Annotated in this window: 17 protein-coding genes; 4 read left to right on the top strand and 13 right to left on the bottom strand. The window is 69.4% G+C overall.

What is annotated here, in order from left to right:
* Window positions 1-8: 8 nt before the first annotated feature.
* The 10 genes from FJ887_RS00585 to dcd form a co-directional block, all read right to left on the bottom strand.
* The gene (locus FJ887_RS00585) at window positions 9-2,033 is read right to left on the bottom strand and encodes a sensor histidine kinase (RefSeq protein ID WP_249356692.1); all 2,025 of its coding nucleotides are present in this window, start codon (window positions 2,031-2,033) and stop codon (window positions 9-11) included.
* Entirely contained in the window at window positions 2,030-2,782 is a 753-nt protein-coding gene (locus FJ887_RS00580) for a response regulator transcription factor (RefSeq protein ID WP_137824974.1), read from the bottom strand. The genes FJ887_RS00585 and FJ887_RS00580 overlap by 4 nt, the downstream gene beginning before the upstream one ends.
* A complete protein-coding gene (mnhG, locus tag FJ887_RS00575) occupies window positions 2,772-3,167 on the bottom strand; it encodes a monovalent cation/H(+) antiporter subunit G (RefSeq protein WP_137824973.1) in 396 nt (131 codons plus the stop codon). Before mnhG ends, FJ887_RS00580 begins: the two co-directional genes overlap by 11 nt.
* Window positions 3,157-3,798, bottom strand: coding sequence for an MrpF/PhaF family protein (locus FJ887_RS00570; protein ID WP_137824972.1), 642 nt, complete (start codon window positions 3,796-3,798; stop codon window positions 3,157-3,159). Before FJ887_RS00570 ends, mnhG begins: the two co-directional genes overlap by 11 nt.
* Window positions 3,795-4,388, bottom strand: a complete 594-nt coding sequence (locus FJ887_RS00565) for a Na+/H+ antiporter subunit E (RefSeq protein ID WP_137824971.1) — start codon at window positions 4,386-4,388, stop codon at window positions 3,795-3,797. Before FJ887_RS00565 ends, FJ887_RS00570 begins: the two co-directional genes overlap by 4 nt.
* Window positions 4,388-5,968: a Na+/H+ antiporter subunit D gene (locus tag FJ887_RS00560; RefSeq protein ID WP_137824970.1), complete on the bottom strand. Its 1,581-nt coding sequence runs from the start codon at window positions 5,966-5,968 to the stop codon at window positions 4,388-4,390. Before FJ887_RS00560 ends, FJ887_RS00565 begins: the two co-directional genes overlap by 1 nt.
* Window positions 5,965-6,660, bottom strand: a complete 696-nt coding sequence (locus FJ887_RS00555) for a Na(+)/H(+) antiporter subunit C (protein ID WP_249356691.1) — start codon at window positions 6,658-6,660, stop codon at window positions 5,965-5,967. The genes FJ887_RS00560 and FJ887_RS00555 overlap by 4 nt, the downstream gene beginning before the upstream one ends.
* A complete protein-coding gene (locus FJ887_RS00550; RefSeq protein WP_137824983.1) occupies window positions 6,657-9,707 on the bottom strand; it encodes a Na+/H+ antiporter subunit A in 3,051 nt (1,016 codons plus the stop codon). Before FJ887_RS00550 ends, FJ887_RS00555 begins: the two co-directional genes overlap by 4 nt.
* Window positions 9,708-9,832: 125 nt before the next feature.
* The gene (locus FJ887_RS00545) at window positions 9,833-10,831 is read right to left on the bottom strand and encodes a hypothetical protein (RefSeq protein ID WP_137824969.1); all 999 of its coding nucleotides are present in this window, start codon (window positions 10,829-10,831) and stop codon (window positions 9,833-9,835) included.
* The gene (gene dcd, locus FJ887_RS00540; RefSeq protein WP_137824968.1) at window positions 10,828-11,406 is read right to left on the bottom strand and encodes a dCTP deaminase; all 579 of its coding nucleotides are present in this window, start codon (window positions 11,404-11,406) and stop codon (window positions 10,828-10,830) included. The genes FJ887_RS00545 and dcd overlap by 4 nt, the downstream gene beginning before the upstream one ends.
* Window positions 11,407-11,890: 484 nt before the next feature.
* Here dcd and FJ887_RS00535 point away from each other — a divergent pair, with 484 nt between their 5' ends.
* The 3 genes from FJ887_RS00535 (at window position 11,891) to FJ887_RS00525 (ending at window position 15,607) form a co-directional block, all read left to right on the top strand.
* Entirely contained in the window at window positions 11,891-13,249 is a 1,359-nt protein-coding gene (locus tag FJ887_RS00535) for an LPXTG cell wall anchor domain-containing protein (protein ID WP_137824967.1), read from the top strand.
* A 6-nt stretch (window positions 13,250-13,255) separates the two neighbouring features.
* Entirely contained in the window at window positions 13,256-14,368 is a 1,113-nt protein-coding gene (locus FJ887_RS00530; RefSeq protein ID WP_140954874.1) for an ABC transporter, read from the top strand.
* Between the two features lie 279 nt (window positions 14,369-14,647).
* Entirely contained in the window at window positions 14,648-15,607 is a 960-nt protein-coding gene (locus FJ887_RS00525) for a hypothetical protein (RefSeq protein ID WP_140954875.1), read from the top strand.
* Window positions 15,608-15,679: 72 nt separating this feature from the next.
* Here the strand turns inward: FJ887_RS00525 and FJ887_RS00520 are convergent, their stop codons facing one another.
* The 3 genes from FJ887_RS00520 to mmsB form a co-directional block, all read right to left on the bottom strand.
* Window positions 15,680-17,737: an NHL domain-containing thioredoxin family protein gene (locus FJ887_RS00520; protein WP_140954876.1), complete on the bottom strand. Its 2,058-nt coding sequence runs from the start codon at window positions 17,735-17,737 to the stop codon at window positions 15,680-15,682.
* Between the two features lie 130 nt (window positions 17,738-17,867).
* Window positions 17,868-18,599: a YggS family pyridoxal phosphate-dependent enzyme gene (locus FJ887_RS00515; protein WP_137824963.1), complete on the bottom strand. Its 732-nt coding sequence runs from the start codon at window positions 18,597-18,599 to the stop codon at window positions 17,868-17,870.
* Between the two features lie 270 nt (window positions 18,600-18,869).
* A complete protein-coding gene (mmsB, locus tag FJ887_RS00510) occupies window positions 18,870-19,781 on the bottom strand; it encodes a 3-hydroxyisobutyrate dehydrogenase (RefSeq protein WP_137824962.1) in 912 nt (303 codons plus the stop codon).
* 132 nt (window positions 19,782-19,913) lie between these two features.
* Between mmsB and FJ887_RS00505 the strand changes: the two genes are divergently transcribed.
* Complete coding sequence (locus tag FJ887_RS00505) at window positions 19,914-20,789, top strand: LysR family transcriptional regulator (protein ID WP_140954877.1); 876 nt, start codon at window positions 19,914-19,916, stop codon at window positions 20,787-20,789.
* The last annotated feature ends 40 nt before the right edge of the window (window positions 20,790-20,829 follow it).

Raw genomic sequence — 20,829 nt, 5'->3', positions numbered from 1 at the left:
CGGTCTCGTCATCGCGAGTCGTTCCTCTTGCGCAGATCGCGCCGACTCGGGAACGGCTGGTCAGCCGAGCCGGGCGGAGCAGTGCCGGGCTGGCCGGGGGCGGGCTGACTGCCCTGGGGCTGCGCGGTGCCCGGCCGGCCGCCCTGAGGGTGGACGGTCTCTGACGGCGTTGGGGCGGGCCGGCCACCGTGCGGGCGCCCGTTCTGCGGCTGTCGATCGCCGTATCCCGGCTGCCCGTTCGGCTGCGGCTGGCCACTGACCGCCTGACGGCCGTCGTTCGGCTGCGGCTGTCCGCTCTGTGGCGGTTGACCACCGGGTTGCGGTGTCGGACGGCGCGTGGGATCGGCGAAGCGCCGGTGCTCCGGGACACCGAACGGCTGACCGCCCTGCTGCCCCTGGACTCCGGAAGGAAGACCCTGGCCGGGCCGCTGGGGTGCTCCGCCCGGAGCACCGGGGACGCCCTGGTGGGGACGCTGCCCGAAACCAGGACCCGAGTGCTGTCCGGCAGCGTGCGCCGGATAGCCGCCGGGCTGACTGCCCACCGACTGCTGACCGCCGTGCGGTTGCGGGCCGGGGTGGCCGCCGGGCGGCTGCGCGCCCGGCCCCTGCTGCATCGCCACGGGCCGACCCTGCGGAGATTGCGCTCCCTGCTGCTGCGGGATCCCCTGCTGCGGACCGCTGTCGGACTGTCCGCCGCCATGAGGCATCCGCTGGGGTCCACTGTCAGGTTGCGGCGCACCCGCCGGCACACCGCGGCCCTGCGGCTGACTGCCCACCGGCACGCCACCACTCTGCGGCTGACCCTCGACTGGCACACCACCGCTGTGAGGCTGGCCACTTTGGGGCTGACCGCTCTGCGGCGGGCGCGTCCCTGGCTTGAATTGCGAATGCTGACCGGAGTCGACGGGGAACCCGCTGCCGCTGCCGACGGACTCCCCCGTCGACCGATCGATGAGCGTGCCGTCGACGCGTTCGAGGCGGCGCTTCGACGTCCGCCTCGGCGTGCCGAGGATCCGCCCGTTGAGTTCGGCCTCGCTCGGCTGACGCGGCGGGAGGAACCCGGGGGCGTGGCGCATATCGGGATTCTGCACCGGCTGCACGGGGTGCGAGCCGGCGGCAGCGTGGGCGCCGCCCTCGGCCATCGGCGGTGCCCCGACCGGGTCGGCGTCGGCGAGGACGGGAAGGACCATGCGCACCGAGGTGCCGACGCCCTCCTGGCTGAAGAGCTGCACCGACCCGCCGTGGCGGGCGACGATCGAGCGGACGAGGGAGAGGCCCATGCCCGACCCGGCGACGGCGCGCACCCGCGAGCCGCGGGAGAGCTCGTCCCACACCTGGTCCTGCTCCCCCAACGGGATGCCGCTGCCGGTGTCGGCGACCTCGACGACGACCCAGCGATGGTTGTCGATGATCTGCTCGTTCGCGCGGAGCTCGACGACCTCGGCCTGCGAAGAGTACTTGAGCGCATTGCCGAGCAGGTTGAGGATCGCCGTGAGGAGGAGATCCTCCTCCCCAGCGACGTCGGGCAGGCGCCAGGGAGCACGCGCGACCGTCGCCACGATCATCCGATCCTCGGCACCCGGCGCAGTCGAGGCATCCTCGACGGCCTGGTGGATGAGACGGTCGAGGTCGACGCGGGAGTACTCGATGATCCGCGTCTCGACGTCGGCGAGTTTGCGCAGGTCGGCGAGGAGACGCGCGACCCGGCGGGAGGAGATGTCGACCTGCTTGGCCGAGGGCTCCACCTCGGCGAGGGTGCCGCCCTGTCGGGACACCTCACGGATCGTCGCCGCCGACGTCCGCAGGGCGGTGAGAGGATTCTTCAGCTCGTGGTCGAGGCGGATGAGCATCCGATTGCGCTTGGCGAGCGAATCCTCGGCAGCCGCGGTCTCGATGGACTCGCGCAGTGCTGCCTCGCGGCGCTTGAGCCGTCGCCAGCCGAAGAACGCGGCCGCCGCGAGCCCCGCGAGGACGAGGAGGAGGATGAGGAGGAACAGCCAGATCTGGACCTCGATGACCAGGAAGTTCGTCATATCCGTCGGAGTCCTTCCTCACCGTGGACGTCGCCGACGAAACGGTAGCCGCGGCCCTGGACGGTGGCGATCCACCGCGGTTCGGCGGCATCCTCGCCGAGCACCCGGCGCAGCTCCGCGACCCGGGAGTCGACGGCGCGGGTCCCCACGGCTTCCTCGAACCCCCAGAGGACTTCGAGGAGCCGGGCGCGGTCGATGAGTTCGTCCTGATGGACCATGAGGTATTCGAGCAGGGTGAAGCCCTTGGGTGTGATGACGAGTTCGCGCTGCCCGAGCCACGCGCGCCGGCCGACCCGGTCGACCCGCAGCCCGAAGCTCGAGACGAGCACCGGGGCGGTCGCGAGCGGCGGGCCCTCAGTCCGGGTCCGGCGCAGCACCGCGCGGATCCGGGCAACGAGTTCATGGGGGTCGAAGGGCTTGTTGAGGTAGTCGTCGGCGCCCTCTTCGAGCGCCATCGCCCTCTCCACGGCCTCCCCGACCTGGGTGAGGAGGAGGACCGGCACCCAGTTCTCCTCCTGCCGCAGGGTGCGCAGCACCTGCCGGCCGTCGGCCCCGGGCATGAGCACGTCGAGGACGCAGACGTCGGGCTGGTGGCGGCGGATCTCATCGAGGGCGAGCAGGCCGTCACCGGCGGCGAGCACCCTGAACCCAGAGCGCTGAAGGAAGGGCACCACCGCGCCGAGCACATCCGGCTCGTCGTCGGCTACGAGCACCAGCGGCTGCTGGTCTCGCTGGTTGTCAACCGTCATGTTCGTCCGTTCCGAACTCTCGTCGGCGCTCACGGGCCGTCTCCCTGGCCTCTGCGCGATCGACGGCTTCGGCCAGCTCATCTCGATACAGCATAGATCGACGCAGGTGCTTGGTGCGATAGCCGGCGCGACCGACCATGTGAGTGGCGACGGGAATCGTCACGAGCTGGAACGAGACGATGATCGCCAGTGTCGTCACCGTTGCCCACGTCGGGAACTGGATGGCGATGGCGATCGCGATGAGGACGAGGCCGAGCACCTGGGGCTTCGCACTCGCGTGCATCCGCGAGAGCAGATCGCCGAACCGGAGCAGACCGACCGCGGCAGCGAGCGAGAGGACCGCGCCGAGGAGGATGAGGATCGCGCTGATGAGATCAAGGACCATCGTGTCCCCCCTTCCCGTCGTCGTGCCGGTGCCGCCCGACCTCATCGGTGGGCCCGGCGAGGCCGTCGTCGGGACCCGCGTCGGGGCCGCTGCCGGCTCCTTCCCCGCGCTCGTCGTCGGGTGTCGCCGAGGCGGTCGTCGCCTCGGCGGGGCCCGGGTCGGGGACGACGACCTCGTCGCGGACGGTGATCTCGACGGGTCCGTCGGGGACGTTCGAGATGCCGCGGGCGACGTCCTCGGCCCACGCCGCCTCCCGAGCGGACTGCGCGTCGTCGGTCGCGGCGGTCTCGCTCTTCGGCATGTGCCAGTCGGAGGCGGAGAAGTCGCTCAGCGCCCCCGCCTCGGCGCCCGGGGTCATCGAATCGGACTTCGAGACGTAGCGGGACACGCTCACGGACCCGACGAAGCCGAGCATCGCGAGCACGATGAGCACGGGCAACAGGTCGGTGCGGCCGGTCACGGCCATGAACGCGCCGAGACCGCACATGATCGAGGCGAGGATGACGTCGGTGCCGATCATGCGGTCGAGGATCGAGGGACCGCGGATGACGCGGTAGAGGGCGACGAACACCGAGGCGGCGAAGAGGATCGTCGCGACGGCGATGATGACGGTGATGACGAGGCCGTTCATCGGGTCCCTCCTCTCTCCGCGGAGGCGGCGAGCGGGTCGGGGTCGACCTTGAGCGCGGCGAGGTCACGGGTCGACCCGAGCGCCTTGATGAGCAGGCCCTCGATGTCGTAGACCTGCTTCTTCGCGGCGAGGATCTTCTCGTCGGTGTCGGCGTCGAGGACGTGGAGGTAGAGGCGGCCGCGGGCCCGGTCGCTGTCGACGATGATCGAGCCGGGGATGAGGCTCGCGGTGTCGGCGACGAGCGTCATCATGAGGTCGGAGCGGGTCCGCAGATCCGCGGCGATGACCGATCCGGCGCCCACGGCCTTCGGGCGGAACGAGAACCACGCGACCTCGACCGACGCGATGACCATCGAGTAGAGGAACCAGCCGGCGAAGACCGCGGCGTGGAGGATGTTGAACCGGCCGGAGAGGACGACCGGCGGCAGGTAGAACACCCGGGTGACGAGGAACGCGAGGATGATGCCGGTGACGACGCTGAGCACCGTGAGCGAATCCCACAGCATCACCCAGAGGACGACGAGGAAGAAGACGAGGACGAGCTGCTGGACGATCCGGCGGCCCTTGTTCACCGGTGTGCGCGGCGTCATCAGCCACCACCTCCGAGCACCTGGTTGACGTAGTTGAGCGGGTCGGCGAGGTTCTCCGCGGCGCGCATCGACAGATCCCACAGGGGCCCGGCGAAGATCGTCAGCAGGATCGAGACGAGGACGATCGCCGAGGTGGCCGCGAACATCGGTCCCGGCACGCCGATCCGCGAACGCCAGGTTCCCCCGGCGAGGATCGTGCGCTTGCGCTCGGCGAACTCCTCGACGAGCTCCTCGTTCGGCTCCTCGGCGTCGGCCGGGTCGCGCCAGAACGCGAGGTTGAACGTGCGGCCGATGACGTAGAGGGTGAGCAGACTCGTCACGGTGCCGGCGACGATGAGCGCGGTGGCCAGCCAATTCTGGTCCTCGAAGCCGGCGGCGAAGAGCGCGACCTTGCCGATGAACCCGGAGAACGGCGGGATCCCGGAGAGGTTGAGGGCGGGGAGGAAGAAGATGATCGTCAGCGCCGGGGAGAGGACCATGAGCCCGCCGAGGGAGCGCGTCGACGTCGACCCGCCGCGCATTTCGACGAGTCCGATCGCGAGGAACAGCGCGGTCTGGACGATGATGTGGTGGACCGTGTAGTAGATCGCCGCGGCGAGCCCGAACGTCGTGCCGAGCGCGACGCCGAAGAGCATGTACCCGATGTGGGAGATGAGCGTGAAGGACACGATGCGCTTGATCTCCGACTGCGCGATCGCCCCGAGGATGCCGACGAGCATCGTCAGCCCCGCGGCGATGAGCAGCGGGACCCGCAGCGAGGAATCGGAGAAGAGCAGGGTCTCGGTGCGGATGATCGCGTAGATGCCGACCTTCGTCAGCAGGCCCGCGAACACCGCGGTGACCGGAGCCGGCGCCGTCGGATACGAGTCGGGCAGCCAGAACGAGAGCGGGAAGATCGCCGCTTTGATGCCGAAGCCGATGAGGAGGAGGACGTGGAGGACCATCTGCACGTCCGGGGGCAGCTGGTCGAGGCGCTCGGCGAGCTGGGCCATGTTGACCGTGCCCGTCGCCGCGTAGATGACGCCGATCGCCGTGAGAAAGATGATCGAGGAGACGAGGGAGACGACGACGTAGGTCACGCCCGCCCGGATCCGCTCGGCCGTCGCACCGAGGGTGAGGAGGACGTAGGACGCGAGCAGGAGCATCTCGAATCCGACGTAGAGGTTGAAGAGGTCGCCGGCGAGGAACGCGTTCGCCACGCCCGCGCAGAGCACGAGGTAGCTGGGGTTGAACACGGAGATCGGCGTCTCGTTCGAATCGTCGTTCGCGTCCTGGCTGAGCGCGTAGATGAGCACGCAGAGGGTGACGAGGGAGGACACGACGAGCATGAGCGCCGAGAGCCGGTCGGCGACGAGCGTGATGCCCTCCGGCGGCTCCCAGCCGCCGATCGCGACGACCTGCGGCCCGTACTGGTCGACCCCGAGCAGCACGACGAACGCGATGACCATGACCGCGGTGAGCGTGAGGACGGAGACGATGTTCTGCGAGCGCGTGTGCTTCGAGAGCACGAGGGCGAGGCCCGCGCCCATGAGCGGAAGCAGGACGGGCAGGGGGACGAGGATGGGCAGGAGCTCGGTCATCGGTCCTCCCCCTTCTCCCGTGTGCTGTCGGTCGTGTCAGAGCTGTCGGTCGTGTCGGTGTTGCCGCTCGTGTCGGTGCTGCCCGTCGAGTCAGGGCTGTCGGGGTCGGCTGTTCGGTCAGCGTCGGCTGCGCGATCAGTGCCTCCGGTGGTCCTTCCCGACGCCGAGGCGGGGCTCTCGTCCGCCTCGGATCCTTCGGTGGTCTCGGCGGCCTTCCGCTGGGCCGGGGTGCCGTCGTCGTCGAGGTCGACGGCCCCGCGGATCGGGCTTTCGGCCTCGTCGCCGAACTCGGTGTCGTCGTAGTCGGTGCCGGCCTCGGCCTCCGAGTTGATCATCTTCGTGATCGCGACCTGAAGGTCGGCGGCGTCGTCCTGGAGGGAGTCGGCGCGCACGAGTCGCCAGGAGCGGTAGATCATCGCGAGGAGGAACGCGGTGACCGCGAAGGTGATGACGATGGCGGTGAGGACGAGGGCCTGGGGCAGCGGGTCGGACATGCCGACCGTCGAGAGGTTCTTCCCGTCGGTCAGCGGCGGCCTGCCGCGCCCGGCGGTGAGGATGATGAGGAGGTTGACGGCGTTGCCGAGGAGGATGAAGCCGAGCAGCACCCGGGTCAGGGAGCGTTCGAGCATGAGGTAGACGCCGCACGCGAAGAGGACTCCCATCGCGAGGACCATGACGAAGGGCAGACTCACAGCCGTCCTCCTTCAGCGCCGTTGTCGACTTCGAGGTGGTTGACGCGGTTGAGGATCTCGGAGACCGCGTGGTGCTCGGCTTCGTCGCCGATCCGCTCGGTGAGGCCGAGCGAGGTGTTGAGCCGGTCGGTGAGCAGGAGCTCGTCGCGCTCCTGGTGGAGGTCGACCTCGGCGCCGAGGGAGCGGAGGATGTCGAGCATGAGGCCGACGACGATGAGGTAGACGCCGATGTCGAAGAACGTCGGGGTGCCGAACTTGAGCTCCCCGAGGAGCGGGAGCGTGCCCTCGACGTAGATCGACTTGAAGACCGCATCGCCCCAGAACCAGCCGCCGACCGCGGTGAGCACGGAGAGGATGAGCCCGGTGCCGAGCAGGCCCGAGGGAGTGAAGCGGGCCGCCTCGGCGAGTTCGAACTTGCCTCCCGCGAGGTAGCGGACGACAAGGGCGAGACCGGCGACGAGACCGCCGGCGAAACCGCCGCCGGGGGTGTTGTGCCCGGTGAAGAGCAGGTAGACGGAGAAGACGAGGACGGCGTGGAAGATCAGGCGCGCGGTGACCTCGAGGATGATCGAGCGGTTGCGCGGGGCGAGCGTGCGACCGGCGATGAGCCACGAGGCCCGGCGCTCCTCGACGCCCTCGTGGTCGCTGTCGGCCTCCCGACGCGGGCCGATCTCGTCGGGCACGGGCTGGAAGCGCAGCTGACCGGCCCGGCCGAAGCCGGTGCGGTCCGGGGAGAAGCGGCCGAGGTGGCCTTCGCGGCCGCGGACGAAGATGAGTCCGGCAACACCGGTGCCGGCGGCGACGAGGACGGAGATCTCACCGAACGTGTCCCACACGCGGATGTCGACGAGGGTGACGTTGACGATGTTCTGGCCGTTGCCGATGACGTAGGCGAGTTCGCCGAAGTCCGCGGAGACGGGGTCGAACATCCGCACGCCGGCGGCGAGGAGGACGACGACCATCATCGTCACGCCGACGCCGGCGCCGATGATCGCCCGCCACGCCGGGGTGAAGCGTCCCGTGCTCTGTCCGATCCGGGCGGGCAGGCGGCGGAGGACGAGGACGAAGACGACGATCGTGATCGTCTCGACGAGGACCTGCGTGAGCGCGAGGTCAGGGGCGCCGATGAACGCGAAGAACGCGACCATGGCATAGCCGGAGATGCCGGTGACGACGACCGCGGTGAAGCGCTTCTTCGCGCGGGTCGCGGCGATCGCGACGACGATGAGGACGGCGGCGACGATGAAGTCGAGCGGACTCGCGGCGAGCTGGAAGCGGATGGGCCACGTGTTATTCGTGATGAGCGCGAGCCCGACGCCGCCGATGAGGACGAGGTAGATGACGCTCTGGTAGAACGGCAGCGAACCGCGCTGCGTGCGTGCGGTGACCCAGAGCGCGAGCGCTTCCATCCCGCTGATGAGGCGACGGTAGACGTTGTGGAAGTCGATGCCCGCCGGCAGAGTCGACTGGACCTTCGCGACGGTCCGGCGGAACCAGAACAGGAGGAGGCCGGCGGCCACGGTGACCGCGGAGAGGCCGAGTGCGGGTTCGAAGCCGTGCCAGAGCGCGAGGTAGTACTCGCCGTCGGCCGGGTTCGTCGTCGGCAGCACCGAGGTCCAGGCCTGGAGATAGGGGTCGAGGACGCCGGCCGCGGGCCCGAGGATGAGGGTGAGGGCGGCGAGGATGATCGGGGAGATGACGAGGGTGACGTTCTCGTCGCGGCGGGCGATATCGTCGACGCCGGGCTTCGAGGAGAACGCTCCCCACACGAAGCGCGCGGAGTAGGCGACGGTGAGGATCGAGCCGATCATGATGCCGATGAGCGCGATGACCCCGGCCTTCGTCCCGGACTCGAGCAGCGTCGAGTAGACGGCCTCCTTCGCGACGAACCCGAGCGTCGGCGGGATGCCGGCCATCGAGGCGGCGGCGATCGTCGCGCACACGGCGACGACGGGGAACGCCTTCCAGCCGCCGGAGAGCTTCGTGAGATCGCGCGTGCCGGCACGGTGGTCGATGATGCCGACGCAGAGGAAGAGGCAGGCCTTGAAGAGGGCGTGGCCGACGAGGAGCGCGAGCGCCGCCAGCGTGAGGTCCGGGGACCCGAAGGCGGCCATGACCGTGAGGAACCCGAGCTGGGAGACGGTGCCGAAGGCGAGCAGCAGTTTGAGGTCGGTCTGCCGCAGCGCCTGCCACCCGCCGATGAACATCGTCAGCAGACCGAGGGTGAGGAGGATCTCCGTCCAGCCCGGCAGATTGTGGTAGCCGGGAGCCAGCCGCAGGATGAGATAGATGCCGGCCTTGACCATGGCCGCGGCGTGGAGATAGGCGCTGACCGGGGTGGGCGCGGCCATCGCGCCGGGCAGCCAGAAGTGGAAGGGCAGGAGCGCGGACTTCGAGACCGCGCCGACGAGGATGAGGATGACGGCGGTGGTGATGACCGGGCCGGTGTCCATGCCGAGCTGCGCGCGCTCGACGAGGGCCGACATCGATCCGGTGCCGGTGGCGGTGATGAGCAGGACCATCCCGACGAACATCGCCAGGCCGCCGGCCGTGGTGACGATGAGCGCCTGGAGTGCGGCCTGCCGGGACCGCCGCCGCGACTGGCTGTGGCCGATGAGGAGGTAGGAGAAGACCGTCGTGCCCTCCCAGAACACGAAGAGGACGAGGAGTTCGTCGGCGAGGACGAGTCCGTACATCATGCCCGCGAAGGCCATGAACACCGCGGCGAAACGGGCGAGGCCCGGTTCGTCGGCGGGGAAGTAGCGGGCGCAGTAGATGAGGACGAGCGTGCCCACCCCGGTGACGATGAGGCTCATCACCCACGAGAGGATGTCGAGGCGGAAGATGCCGGAGAGGCCGAGCGCGGGAAGCCAGTCGAGGTTCTCCACGACCGGGGCGCCGTCGGGGCCGAAGAGCGCCGAGGTGGCGCTGAGGGTGAGGATGAATCCCGCCAGGGGGACGAGGGCGAGGAGGAAGAAGGCGTTGCGCCCGAGGATCCTCACCAGCGGATAGGCAATGACAGCAGCCCCGAAGAAGGCTCCCGTCATGGCAATCACCGGCGGACACCTCCGTCTTCACAAGGGGATTATGGGGTCATTTCTGCTCAACAGTATTTTCTCATGGAACACCCCTGATCTCCCAATCAATGGGCTGCTCGCTCAGTTCGGAGGATTCAGCCCCGCAGCTGCCCCGAAGTGACAAGGAACCCGTTCTCATCGAGCCCCGTGCCGTCGCTGCGCGAGAGCAGCTCCGCGCCGATCCGATCGACGAGGTCGGCCACCTCGGCGCGCATCCGACGGAACCGGCGGGGACGGCCGGGGCGGTACCGCAGCTGTTCGGTGTCCATCCAGTGCACGTGGTACTCGATCTGCGGCTCCGCGGTGCTCGCGGCGATGATCGGCGGCACCCATTCGGCCTCGATGACGCGGATCTCGATCTCCCCGGCTCCCTCGTCGATCTCCCCGAGCGGGATGAGAAGGGAGTATCCGTCGAGGACGACCGGCGCCGTGGCGTCGAAGAGCGGATCGTCGAGCGTTGCCTGCGCGAGCACCGCGGCATCGGGGGTCGGCAGCGCCTGCTGGAAGGCGTGCGGAGCGTGCCGGCGGACGACGGAGAGCGCGACCTCGGGTTCGAGCCAGTACTGCGAGTAGATGTAGAGGTCGACCTTCGCATCGGGGTCGGGGACGAGGACGCGGGTGGGCAGTCCGTCTTCGTCGGCGAGGCGGACGGCCAGGTGCAGGCGAGAGGCGATCGACAGGAGGAGGCTGAGCTGACGCTCCTCCTCACGGTCGGGCAGTCCCTTGGGGAACGCCTCGTGGAGGCCGTCGGCATCGGCGAACCAGTCCGGCGGCGGGGCCGGTTCCCGGTCGCGCGGGCAGTCGAGGACGACGGCGTGGGTCGCCCATTCGGGAACCTCGAGGGCGGCCGCGGTCGCCGGGTCGAGGTCGACTCCGGCGCTGAGGCGCGAGTGCCGGGACAGGCGCACCTGGCCGTTGTCCCCGAACCGCGCCGGGATGTCGGGCAGTCGGTTGTGGACGAGCGCGAGGACGTCGGAGACCTCGACCTCGGCGTCGAGGAGCAGGAGGTGGAACCCTCGCAGATCGGCAGCGGCCGCCGTCGGAGCGGCCTGCTCCGCCTGTTCCCGCTGCCGCAGCTCGCGCCGGGAGATCACATGGCCCTCCGGAAGAAGTTCGCGTGCGACCGGGAGGCCGTCGGGCCCCGCTGGCCCTGGTACCGGCTGCCGGTGATCTGCGAGCCGTAGGGGTTCTCCGCCGAGGAGCTGAGCCGGAAGAAGCAGAGCTGGCCGATCTTCATGCCCGGCCACAGCGTGATCGGCAGCGTCGCGACGTTCGAGAGCTCGAGGGTGACGTGCCCGGTGAAGCCGGGGTCGATGAAGCCCGCCGTCGAATGCGTGAGAAGGCCGAGGCGGCCGAGCGAGGACTTGCCCTCGAGCCGGGCGGCGATGTCGTCGGGGAGCGTGACGAGCTCGTGCGTCGAGGCGAGGACGAACTCGCCGGGATGGAGGACGAAGGGCTCCTCGGGGGCGACCTCGACGAACCGGGTGAGCTCGGGCTGTTCGAGGCTCGGGTCGATGACCGGGTACTTGTGGTTGTCGAAGAGACGGAAGTACCGGTCGAGGCAGACGTCGACGCTGGCGGGCTGGACGAGGGAGAGATCGCACGGGTCGAGGGCGATGCGGCCGGATTCGAGTTCGGCGCGGATGTCGCGATCGGAAAGGAGAGTCACATCCCCGATGGTAGTCGGACGGCCCGTCTCGCGCAGTTCTCGAGGCGCGCGGGATCTGCCGACCGCCTCGACGGGGTTGTGTCGGGGACTGAGGAATCACCTCGCCGAGGTGGCGGTGGGGACTGAGGAATCACCTCGGGGAGGGTGCATTGGAGACTCAGCAGCCGCCTCGGCGAGGAGCGACACGCCGTTACTTGGTCACGAAATGATAACGATCGCGGGATTTTTCCTTGAGTTCCCTCCGTGTGTCTCCCCACCCGCCTGAGTGAATGCCTTAGAGTTGTGTGCTGTACGAACCCGCGCACGATGGTGCCTTCCTCTTTTCAGCCAAGGAATGCCGGGAGTTCCATCGCCTTTCGCGGGTTGAGATCAACCGAAAGGCATTACTGTGAAGACCTCGCGTCTTGTGCTTGCCCCCGCAGTAGCCGTCGCATTGACAGGTCTCGCAGGCGCTCCGGCGTTTGCGACGACGGAGTCTCCTACGGTGCCCCAGGGCCCGCTCTGCGCCTACGACGGCGCGCAGAACTCGACCGACCCCGAAAACAGCTCGGCGGTTCCCGACAGCTCCACTCCGCAGGCCACCGTGTCCGCAGCCCAGATCACCCGCACCGACGTTGCGGACAAGAAGAAGGGCATCGGATTCTCCGGCACCGGATTCACCGCCGATGAGAAGGCGACCGTCACGGTCGTCGGCACCGACGGCACGGAGTACACCCCGCAGACGCAGCTCACCGTCGACGAGAACGGGAAGGTCAACGGCACCTATTACTTCTCGACGACCGAGGGCGCTCAGGTGCCGGTCGGCAAGTACACGCTCTTCCTCACAGACCTCAAGACCGAGAAGGACTCCTCGAAGGTGACCTTCGAGGTCGTCGCCTCGGATGCCGACATCGACGATTCGGGAGCCGGCGGCACCTGCGAGCGTCCGACCGCTCCGGCACCGTCGACGACGTCCCCGGCTCCGACCGAGACGCCGTCGGAGACCCAGTCGCCGACCGAGACCGCATCGCCGACTCCGACCGAGACTCCCACGCAGACTCCGTCCGAGACCGCGTCGCCGTCCGAGACTCCCACGCAGTCACCGACCGAGACGAAGTCGCCGACACCGACGGAGACCCAGTCGCCGACCGAGACGCCGTCGCAGACGCCCTCGCCCACCGAGACGCAGACTCCTTCGGAGACGCCCTCGGAGACCGAGGAGCCGACGCCGTCCGAGACCGCTCCGACCGAGACCCCCCAGCCCACCGAGACCGGCACACCGTCGGAGACCGGCGATCCGTCGCCGTCGACGAGCGAGGGAGCGAACGACGAGGAGCAGCCGGCGGCAGCACCGCAGGCGCTCATCATCGATCCCACGGAGATCAGCTCCGAGGACTTCCTCAACAAGGGTGTGACCCTCGGCGTCACCGGTGCGCAGCCCGGTGAGAAGATCACGATCGTCGTCGAACACGCCCAGGGCAAGGTCGACCGCTACACGATGTCGAAGGACGCCGACGACGAAGGCAAGGCGACCTTCGGCGTCCAGGCCAAGGTCAAGGCCGTGCTCGGCACGTACAACGTCCGCGTCCAGGCCGAGAGCTTCGACAAGCCCCAGGGCGGCAGCTTCACTGTCGTCACCAACGGCACCGACGTGTCCGAGGACGGCAACGGCTCGGGCTCCGGCAGTGGATCCGGCAGCGGTGACTCCGGCAACGGCAGCAGCGCCTCGAACGACCTGCCCCGCACCGGTGCCGAACTGACCGGACTCGCGCTCGGCGCGGGACTCCTCGTCGTCGGCGCGGCCGCCGTCGTCATCACCCGTCGTCGCGCCGATGCGGCCGCCGACGATCCTGCGGAGTTCTAAGATCCGTTGAGCACAGAACTGTCCCTGGAGGGGCTGCACCTCGGCAGACGCCCGATCGACCTCGGTCGTCTTCGAGCAGGGACGGTTCTCGGGCTCATGGGCAGCCCGGACAGCATCACCGAGGTGGTGCTGTCCGCGGCGGCCCTGGCCGGTGTCGCGCCTCCCCCACAGATCCCGACCGGGTTCCGGTCGGGACGTCTGCGTGTGCGCAGATGGGTGAGAACCTACTTCCGTGCCGCCGGTGCCGATCCCGGGGAGGCGGCACTGGCGGCGGCGTGCACCGAGTTCGGCCTGCCGCCCGAGGCGCTGCGCGGACGTCTCAGCGACCTCGACGCGGGAGCGCGCGCGAAACTCGTCCTCGCCCTCGCCTGGGCCACGGGCGCGAAGTGGCTGACCTTCATCGATCCCTTCGCGGGCGTGCCCGGCCACATCCGGACCGGCCTGCGGGCCCGGCTCGCTGACCTCGCGGCCGCCGAGGGCCGGGGCATCGTCTTCTCCTCCGACACCCTCACGGACTTCATCATCGCCGAGGCGGGGGTCGCCGACATCGAGAAGGGCGAACTCGTCGCGTTCGGTTCGCTCGCCTCCGTCGTCAGCGAACCGCGCGGCTCCCTGCCCGCCGAACTCACCGGGGTCAACATCTGGTCCGGCCTGGCCCGCAAGGGCTGGCTGTCGATCGGCCACTCCGCGGTCCGCGCCCGGACCGAGCTCGACGGGAAGGTCTTCGTCACCCTGCCCTGGCGCAGCGCCCTCGTCTCGCTCGACGAGCACGACCCGGCGTTCACCTCGGCGGCGGTCTTCGAGGCCATCGTCGTCGGACTCCGGGACCGCGGCACCGCGATCCAGGCGAAGCTCTCACCCGTCGACACGGAGATGGGGCTCGCCCTCGACGTCGACCTCGCCGATCTCGCCCGCCTCGGCGGTACCTCTGCTGGTGCTGGTGAGGACAGTGCCGGTGATTCCGGTGACGGCAGCGGAGCTGACTCCGGTGCCGGCTTCGGGATCCTCCATCCGGGCCTCGGGGCGACGCTCGCGCAGCTGCGCGCCGCGGTCAGGGTCGGCACGCACGTCTTCGTCGAGGTCGACACCTCGGCGCTGCGGGCCTATTCCGTGGAGTGACCCGCGCGTCCGGACTCGGCTGCGGCGAACCCGCGCACCGAGGCCGCTCCTGCCACGATCATGGGCGGCGCTGAGCCGCTGTCGAACGCCCCGCGCATCAGGGCCGCCCCTGCCGTGATCGCAAGCCGCGCTGAGCCGCTGAACCCGGCCGCCGCCTCGGCGATCCGAGTGGGACGGGCCGGGGACGGGGACAGGCCGACTGTCCACTAAACTGGATTCGACGCCGTTGCGGATCCGCATCACGGTCCGCCCCATCCCCCAAGCCGACGAGGAGAGGCCATGCGCACACCGCGGACACTCCTCATCTCGGCACTCGTCGTCATCGTCCTCACCGTCGCCTCGGTGCCGCTGCTCAATCTCGCGTTCTACACGCCGGCGCGCACGGTCGAGGCGTACATGCGCGCGATCGAGCAGGGCAATGCCGAACGCGCCTTCTCCTACCTCTCCTCCCCCACTCCGGAGTCGACGCTCGCGCTCAACGGCGACGTCCTCTCCGCGGCCCCCGACCTGCCCCGCGAGGCGAGTGCGGAGACGATCTCGACCGACGGCGACCGGGCGATGGTCAAGCTCAGCTACGTGCTGTCCTCGCAGACGCGGTCGGTCGACCTCACCCTCGTCAAGCTGCCGGCCGCCGCGGGCCTCTTCGATCGGTGGGCGATCGAGCAGGAGGCGTGGCCGACGCTCGACCTCGATGTCTCGGGCTCGTCGACGGCGACGGTCAACGGCTTCAGCGTCTCCGCCGGCACCGTGCCCGTGCTCTTCCCGGCCACCTACCTCGTCGGCTTCGACGCGACGTACCTGACGTCGAAGTCCGAGCGCGCCGAGGTGACCGCCCCCGGCGACACCGCCCAGGTCTCCCTCTCCCCGCAGCCGACCGCGAAGCTCGAGGAGTCCGTGGCCCAGCAGGTCAGCGACTATCTCGCCGGCTGCGTGAAGGCGACGACGCTCATGCCCACGGGCTGCGTCTTCGGCTATGAGACGGACAACGAGATCCTCGGCGACGTCAAGTGGTCGATCGTGCGCGAGCCGAAGGTCAGTCTCACGGCCTCCGGCGGCGACCTCGAGCTCACCCCGGCGACGGCCGAGGTGCGGATCCAGGGCCGCTACCGCGACATCGTCACCGCATCCGAGTACGACCTCGACGAGACCCTGTCCTTCGTCTTCGGCGGCTCCGTCGTCGTCCGGTCCTCGCAGGTCCGGGTCGAACCGCGCCGCCTCGGCGAAGTCTCGATCATGTGAGGATCGCGCGGCCCGAGATCCTCGGTTCTGTGACTGCGTCAGGTCTGTGACCGCGTCAGGTCCGTGACCGCGTCAGGCTCCGCGGAGGTCGAGGTCGAGGACGGCCGGGGCCGCCTCGCTCAGCTCGATGGGAATGCCCCAGTCCTGCTGGTAGAGGTGGCAGGCGGCGTGGAGCGGGATTTCCCCGCCGGGTTCGCCGTCGCACGCGGCCGCTCGCGCGGTGACGTGGAGGACGCCCGAGGTGAACCCGGGGTCGATGACGATGTCGCGGCTCAGCCCCTCCGCTCCCCCACCGCCGGAGACGATGAGCTCGGGCGGCGTCGACGACACCTGGAGGTACGTCGGGTCGCCCCAGCGGTCGTCGAGCTTCTGACCTGCGGGGACAGTGAAGCTCACGCTGATCGCCACGGGACCGGAGGCGAGTTCGGTCGAGGGCCGCTTGCTCGTCTGCGCCCCCTCGTCGACGCGCTGTGCGTCTTTGGGCAGGGCGACGCGGGTGAGCGTGTGGTTCGCCGATTCGACGACGAGGAGTTCGGCGTCGCCGGCAGTCGTGTCGCCGGCAGCGGCGTCGCCCGAGGTGGCCGATTCGGCAGCGGCGTCGGCCGTGATCGCCGGGTCGGCAGCGGCGCTGGCATTTCCACCGGCTGCCGGGACGACGAGGATGTCCGAGGGCTCCCGCAGTCCGCGGGCGAGCGTCGTCACCTCGTTCGTCGCGAAGTCGTAGCGGCGGATCGCGCCGTTGTACGTATCGGCGATCGCGAGCGAACCGTCGGGCAGGGTGCGCACCCCGAGCGGATGCTGCAGCCGCGCCTCGGGGGCGGGTCCGTCGCGGAAGCCGAAGTCGAAGAGACCGACGCCGACGATCGTGCTCGCCTCACCGGTGGCCGGGTCGAGGCGGCGGATCGCCGAGGTCTCCGAGTCGGCGACGATGACGTCGCCGTCAGGGTGGAGGTCGAGGCCCGAGGACTGCGCGAACCAGGCGGTCTCGCCGTCGCCGTCAACGAGTCCCTCGTTCATCGTGCCTGAGAGCAGGCGGATGCGGCCGCTGACCGGGTCGAACGACCAGATCGTGTGGTTGCCGGCCATCGCCACGACCACCTCGGCGGTCGCGGGGACGAAGAGGACGTCCCACGGCGAGGATAGCTTGACGTCGAGCGCGGGCCCGTCGTAGCGCCCGAGCGCCCCGTGCGTGCCGCGGACGTTGTCGATCGCGCCGACCATGTGCTGCTCACCGGTGCCGGCGATCGTCGTCACGGTGCCGCCCTCGAGGTCGATGCCGCGCAGGACGTGGTTGACGGTGTCGGCGACGACGAGCTGGTAGCCGACCTGGGCGGCGATGTCGTCGGGCAGGACGGTGATGCCGCCGGGTTCGCTGAATTCGGCGCTCGCGAGGTCGCCGTCGGTGAGTCCGCGGTCGCCTGTGCCGATGCGGCGGAGAATGGTGTGGCCGTCGGGGGCGTATTCGACGAGGCTGTGGTGGCCGGAGTCGGCGACGAGGAGGTTGCCCGACGGCAGGACCGTGACCTTGCCCGGGTAGAAGAGTTCGGTCTCCGGTGCCGGCGGGGGCACGTATGGGCCGTCCCCGGAGTGGAGGGTGCCCTTCGCGGAGTGTTCGGCGATGAGGCCTTCGATGATCTCGCCGAGACCGGCGGCGTGCCCTTCCCCGGAGAGAGTGGCGACGAGGTAGCCCTCGGGGTCGATGACGGCGAGCGTCGGCCACGCGCGGGCCGTGTAGGCCTGCCAGGTGATGAGGTCGGGGTCGTCGAGGACGAGGTGTTCGACCTGGTAGCGCTCGACGGCCTGGTCGACGGCCTCAACGGTGCGCTCGAACTCGAACTTCGGCGAGTGGACGCCGATGATGACGAGCTCGCCTTTGTACTTCTCCTCGAGCGGGCGCAGTTCGTCGAGGACGTGGAGGCAGTTGATGCAGCAGAACGTCCAGAAGTCGAGGAGGACGACCTTGCCGCGCAGGTCGGCGAGGCTGAGCTCCTTGTCACCGGAGTTCATCCAGCGGCGGCCGAGGAGTTCGGGAGCGCGCACCTTGGGTTCGCGCGGGCGGGACGGGGCGGTGGCCTCGGCGGTGGCGTCGTCCGCGGCGGTGGCCGCGGAGCTCTGCGGGCTGGAGTTCATGCGTCCATGGTCTCAGATCCCTCGCCGAGGCGGCAGGGCGGCTGTCATCGTGGGACACAGTGACCGCCGGTGCGGGCCGGGGCGCGGTCGACTGGCGGTGCCGTCGGGCAGTTGAGGCGGTGGGGCCAGCCTACGCAGCCGGTCGGGCACCGAAGACGCTCGAGCCGATGCGGACCATCGTCGCGCCCTCGGCGATCGCGAGGTCGAAGTCATTGCTCATGCCCATCGACAGCTCGGTCGCGGTCTCCGGCAGGGCGCCGGAGTCGATGAGGCGAGCGCTGAGTTCGCGGAGGTCTGAGTAGCTGGGGCGGATCTCCTCCGGCGTCTGACCCGGCAGTCCGATCGTCATGAGACCTCGCAGGCGCAGGCGCTGCAGCTCGCGCACGGCAGTGACGAGCGCCTCGGCGTCCTCCGGTGCGACACCCGACTTCGAGTCCTCACGGGAGGTGTTGACCTGGACGAAGACATCGACGGTGCTGTCGATGACGCCGAGGCGGTTGTCGATCTTCGTCGCGAGGTCGAGGGAGTCGATCGATTGGATGCACTGCGCATGCCGGAGGGTGTGGTTGACCTTGTTCTTCTGCAACGGACCGATGAGGTGGGACTCATGGGGCAGGTCGGCGAGGTCGTCGGCCTTCGCGACGAGCTCCTGAACCTTGTTCTCCCCGATGAGACCGAAGCCGTGTTCGAGCGCGACCCGGATCTTCTCCGCCGGTTGCGTCTTCGTCGCGAGGAGGATCCGTACGGCGTCGGCGTCGCGCCCGGAGGCCTGCGCGGCGGCTGCGGTGCGCTCGGCCACCTCGTCGAGGCGGGCGCGGATGTCAGCGGATTCGTCTGCGGTCAGGGTGTCGGTCGAACTCATGCTCCCAGTCTCGCATGAGCGCGGCCTGGCCGCGGTCGGCACGTCTGCGGCACCATCGCACAGGCGTTCGAGAGTGGGTGTGGGCCCGAGCCGACCGGACACTCATCGCACGACCCGGATTGTGCGGAACATCCAGTGCGATTGTGCGCCAGGTTCATGGCGATCTCAGTGCGAAAATCGCCATGAACCCGGCGCACAACCAGGGTGGCCGCCATGGAGGCGGCGCACAGTTCCTCAACGCGGGCGTGTGCGGAACAGCGAGCTGTTGGCTTACGGTTTCGTCGGCAGGCCCGGAGCCGCGGGGTCGATGTTCTTGATGATCGCCGTCGTGTCGAGTCCCTCGAGGCCCTCGTCGACGAGCTTCTGCAGCTGGGCGTAGACGAGGGAGGCCGCCGGCAGATCGACGCCCTGGGACTCGGCGCCGGCGAGTGCGAGACCGACGTCCTTGTGCATGAGCGCGGTCGCGAAACCGGGCTTGAAGTCGTTGTTCGACGCCGCGGTCTCCGTCACCCCGGGCACCGGATACCACGTGCGCAGCGGCCACGAATCGCCCGAGGAGACCTTCGCGATGTCGTAGAACGCCTTCGGGTCGAGGCCGAAGCGCTGCGCGAGGACGGCGCCTTCGACAACGCCCTCAAGGCTGATGGCGAGCATCATGTTGTTGACGATCTTCGCGGCCTGACCTGCGGCTTCACCTCCGGCATGGAAGATGTTGCCGGCCATCGGCTCGATGAAGGGCCGCGCCGTCTCGACATCGGCGTCGTCGCCGCCGAGCATGAACGTCAGAGTTCCGGCCTGGGCGCCGGTGACCCCGCCGGAGACGGGGCCGTCGATGAAGCGGAAGCCCGCCTCGGCGGCGTCCTTGTGCAGCTCACGCGCGGAATCGAAGTCGATCGTCGAGGAGTCGACGAGGAGGGTGCTCGTGTCCGCATTGGCGAGCACTCCGTCGTCGCCGAGGTAGACGGCTCGCGCATGCTCGCCCTTCGGCAGCATCGTGAAGACGATGTCGGCACCGGCGACCGCCTCGGCGATCGAACCCACCGGGGTGACCCCATCGGCCGCTGCCGCGGTCACGGCGTCCGGCACCACATCGAAGCCCTTGACCGTGTGACCGGCCTTGACCAGGTTCGCCGTCATCGGTCGACCCATGTTCCCCAGGCCGATCCATCCAATCGTCGACATCGCATGCCTCCTCGCATCAACTGTTCATGTGTTCCCCTTCACAGTACGCCAGCAGGCGGTGCGGAGATCAGCCCAGGAAGGCACCTCTTCCGCACCCGCAATGTGCGCGCACGCAGATAGAATGAAGAGACTATGGCCGCTCACGCACCCACCGGTTCCGGCAGGCAGATCTCACCGGAGGATCTGCTCACCCTCCTCGCCGTCGCGCGGCTGGGGAAGTTCACGGCGGCCGCGCACAGTCTCGGACTCAACCACACGACCGTGTCCCGGCGGATCGCCGCCCTCGAGAAGGCGTACGGCCAGCGCGTCCTCGTCGCCTCGCCCGACGGCTGGGAGCTGAGCACCGCGGGGCGACAGCTGCTGCCGATCGCCGAGGACATCGAGGCCGCGCTCGGCCGCATCGACGCCCATGAGACCGCCGCACTGTCGGGGACCATCCGCCTCGCCTGCCCGCAGGCGTTCGCCCTCGAGTTCGCGGTCCCCGCCCTGACGTCCCTGCAGCTGCGCCATCCCGGTCTGCAGATCGAGCTCATCACCGCCACACAGCGCGCTCGGCAGTATCGGTCGGGCGTCGACATCGAAGTCGTCGTCGGTCGACCGGACGCCCCGCGCAGCGCCGCCAAGCGGATCCGCGACTACCGCCTCCAGCTCTACGCCTCGCAGGAGTACCTGCGCACGCATCCGCAGCCGCGCACGCTCGACGACCTCGCCGATCACCGCATCGTCTACTACATCGAGAACTCCCTGCAGGTCGACGACCTCGACGAGGCGGCCGCGGAGCTGCCCGCGGGCAAGGGGTTCTTCCGCTCCACCTCGGTGCAGGCGCATGTGCTCGCCACCGCCGGCGGGGTCGGCATCGGGATCCTCCCGGATTTCACGGCGCGCGGGAACAGTCGACTCGTCCAAGTGCTGCCCGAACTCTTCTCGAAACGCGTGTCCTATTGGGCGTCGGTGCGCCACGAAGCGCTGCGCAGCGCCGGCGTGCGCGCGGTCCTCGAAGTGCTCTGAACCGCGGGACCGCTTGGGCTCAGCCACCCTCCGGGCGGAG

The sequence above is a fragment of the Brevibacterium sp. XM4083 genome, from assembly GCF_006489205.2.
Taxonomy (GTDB): Bacteria; Actinomycetota; Actinomycetes; order Actinomycetales; family Brevibacteriaceae; genus Brevibacterium.
This window is presented reverse-complemented; position numbering and strand designations above follow the sequence as displayed.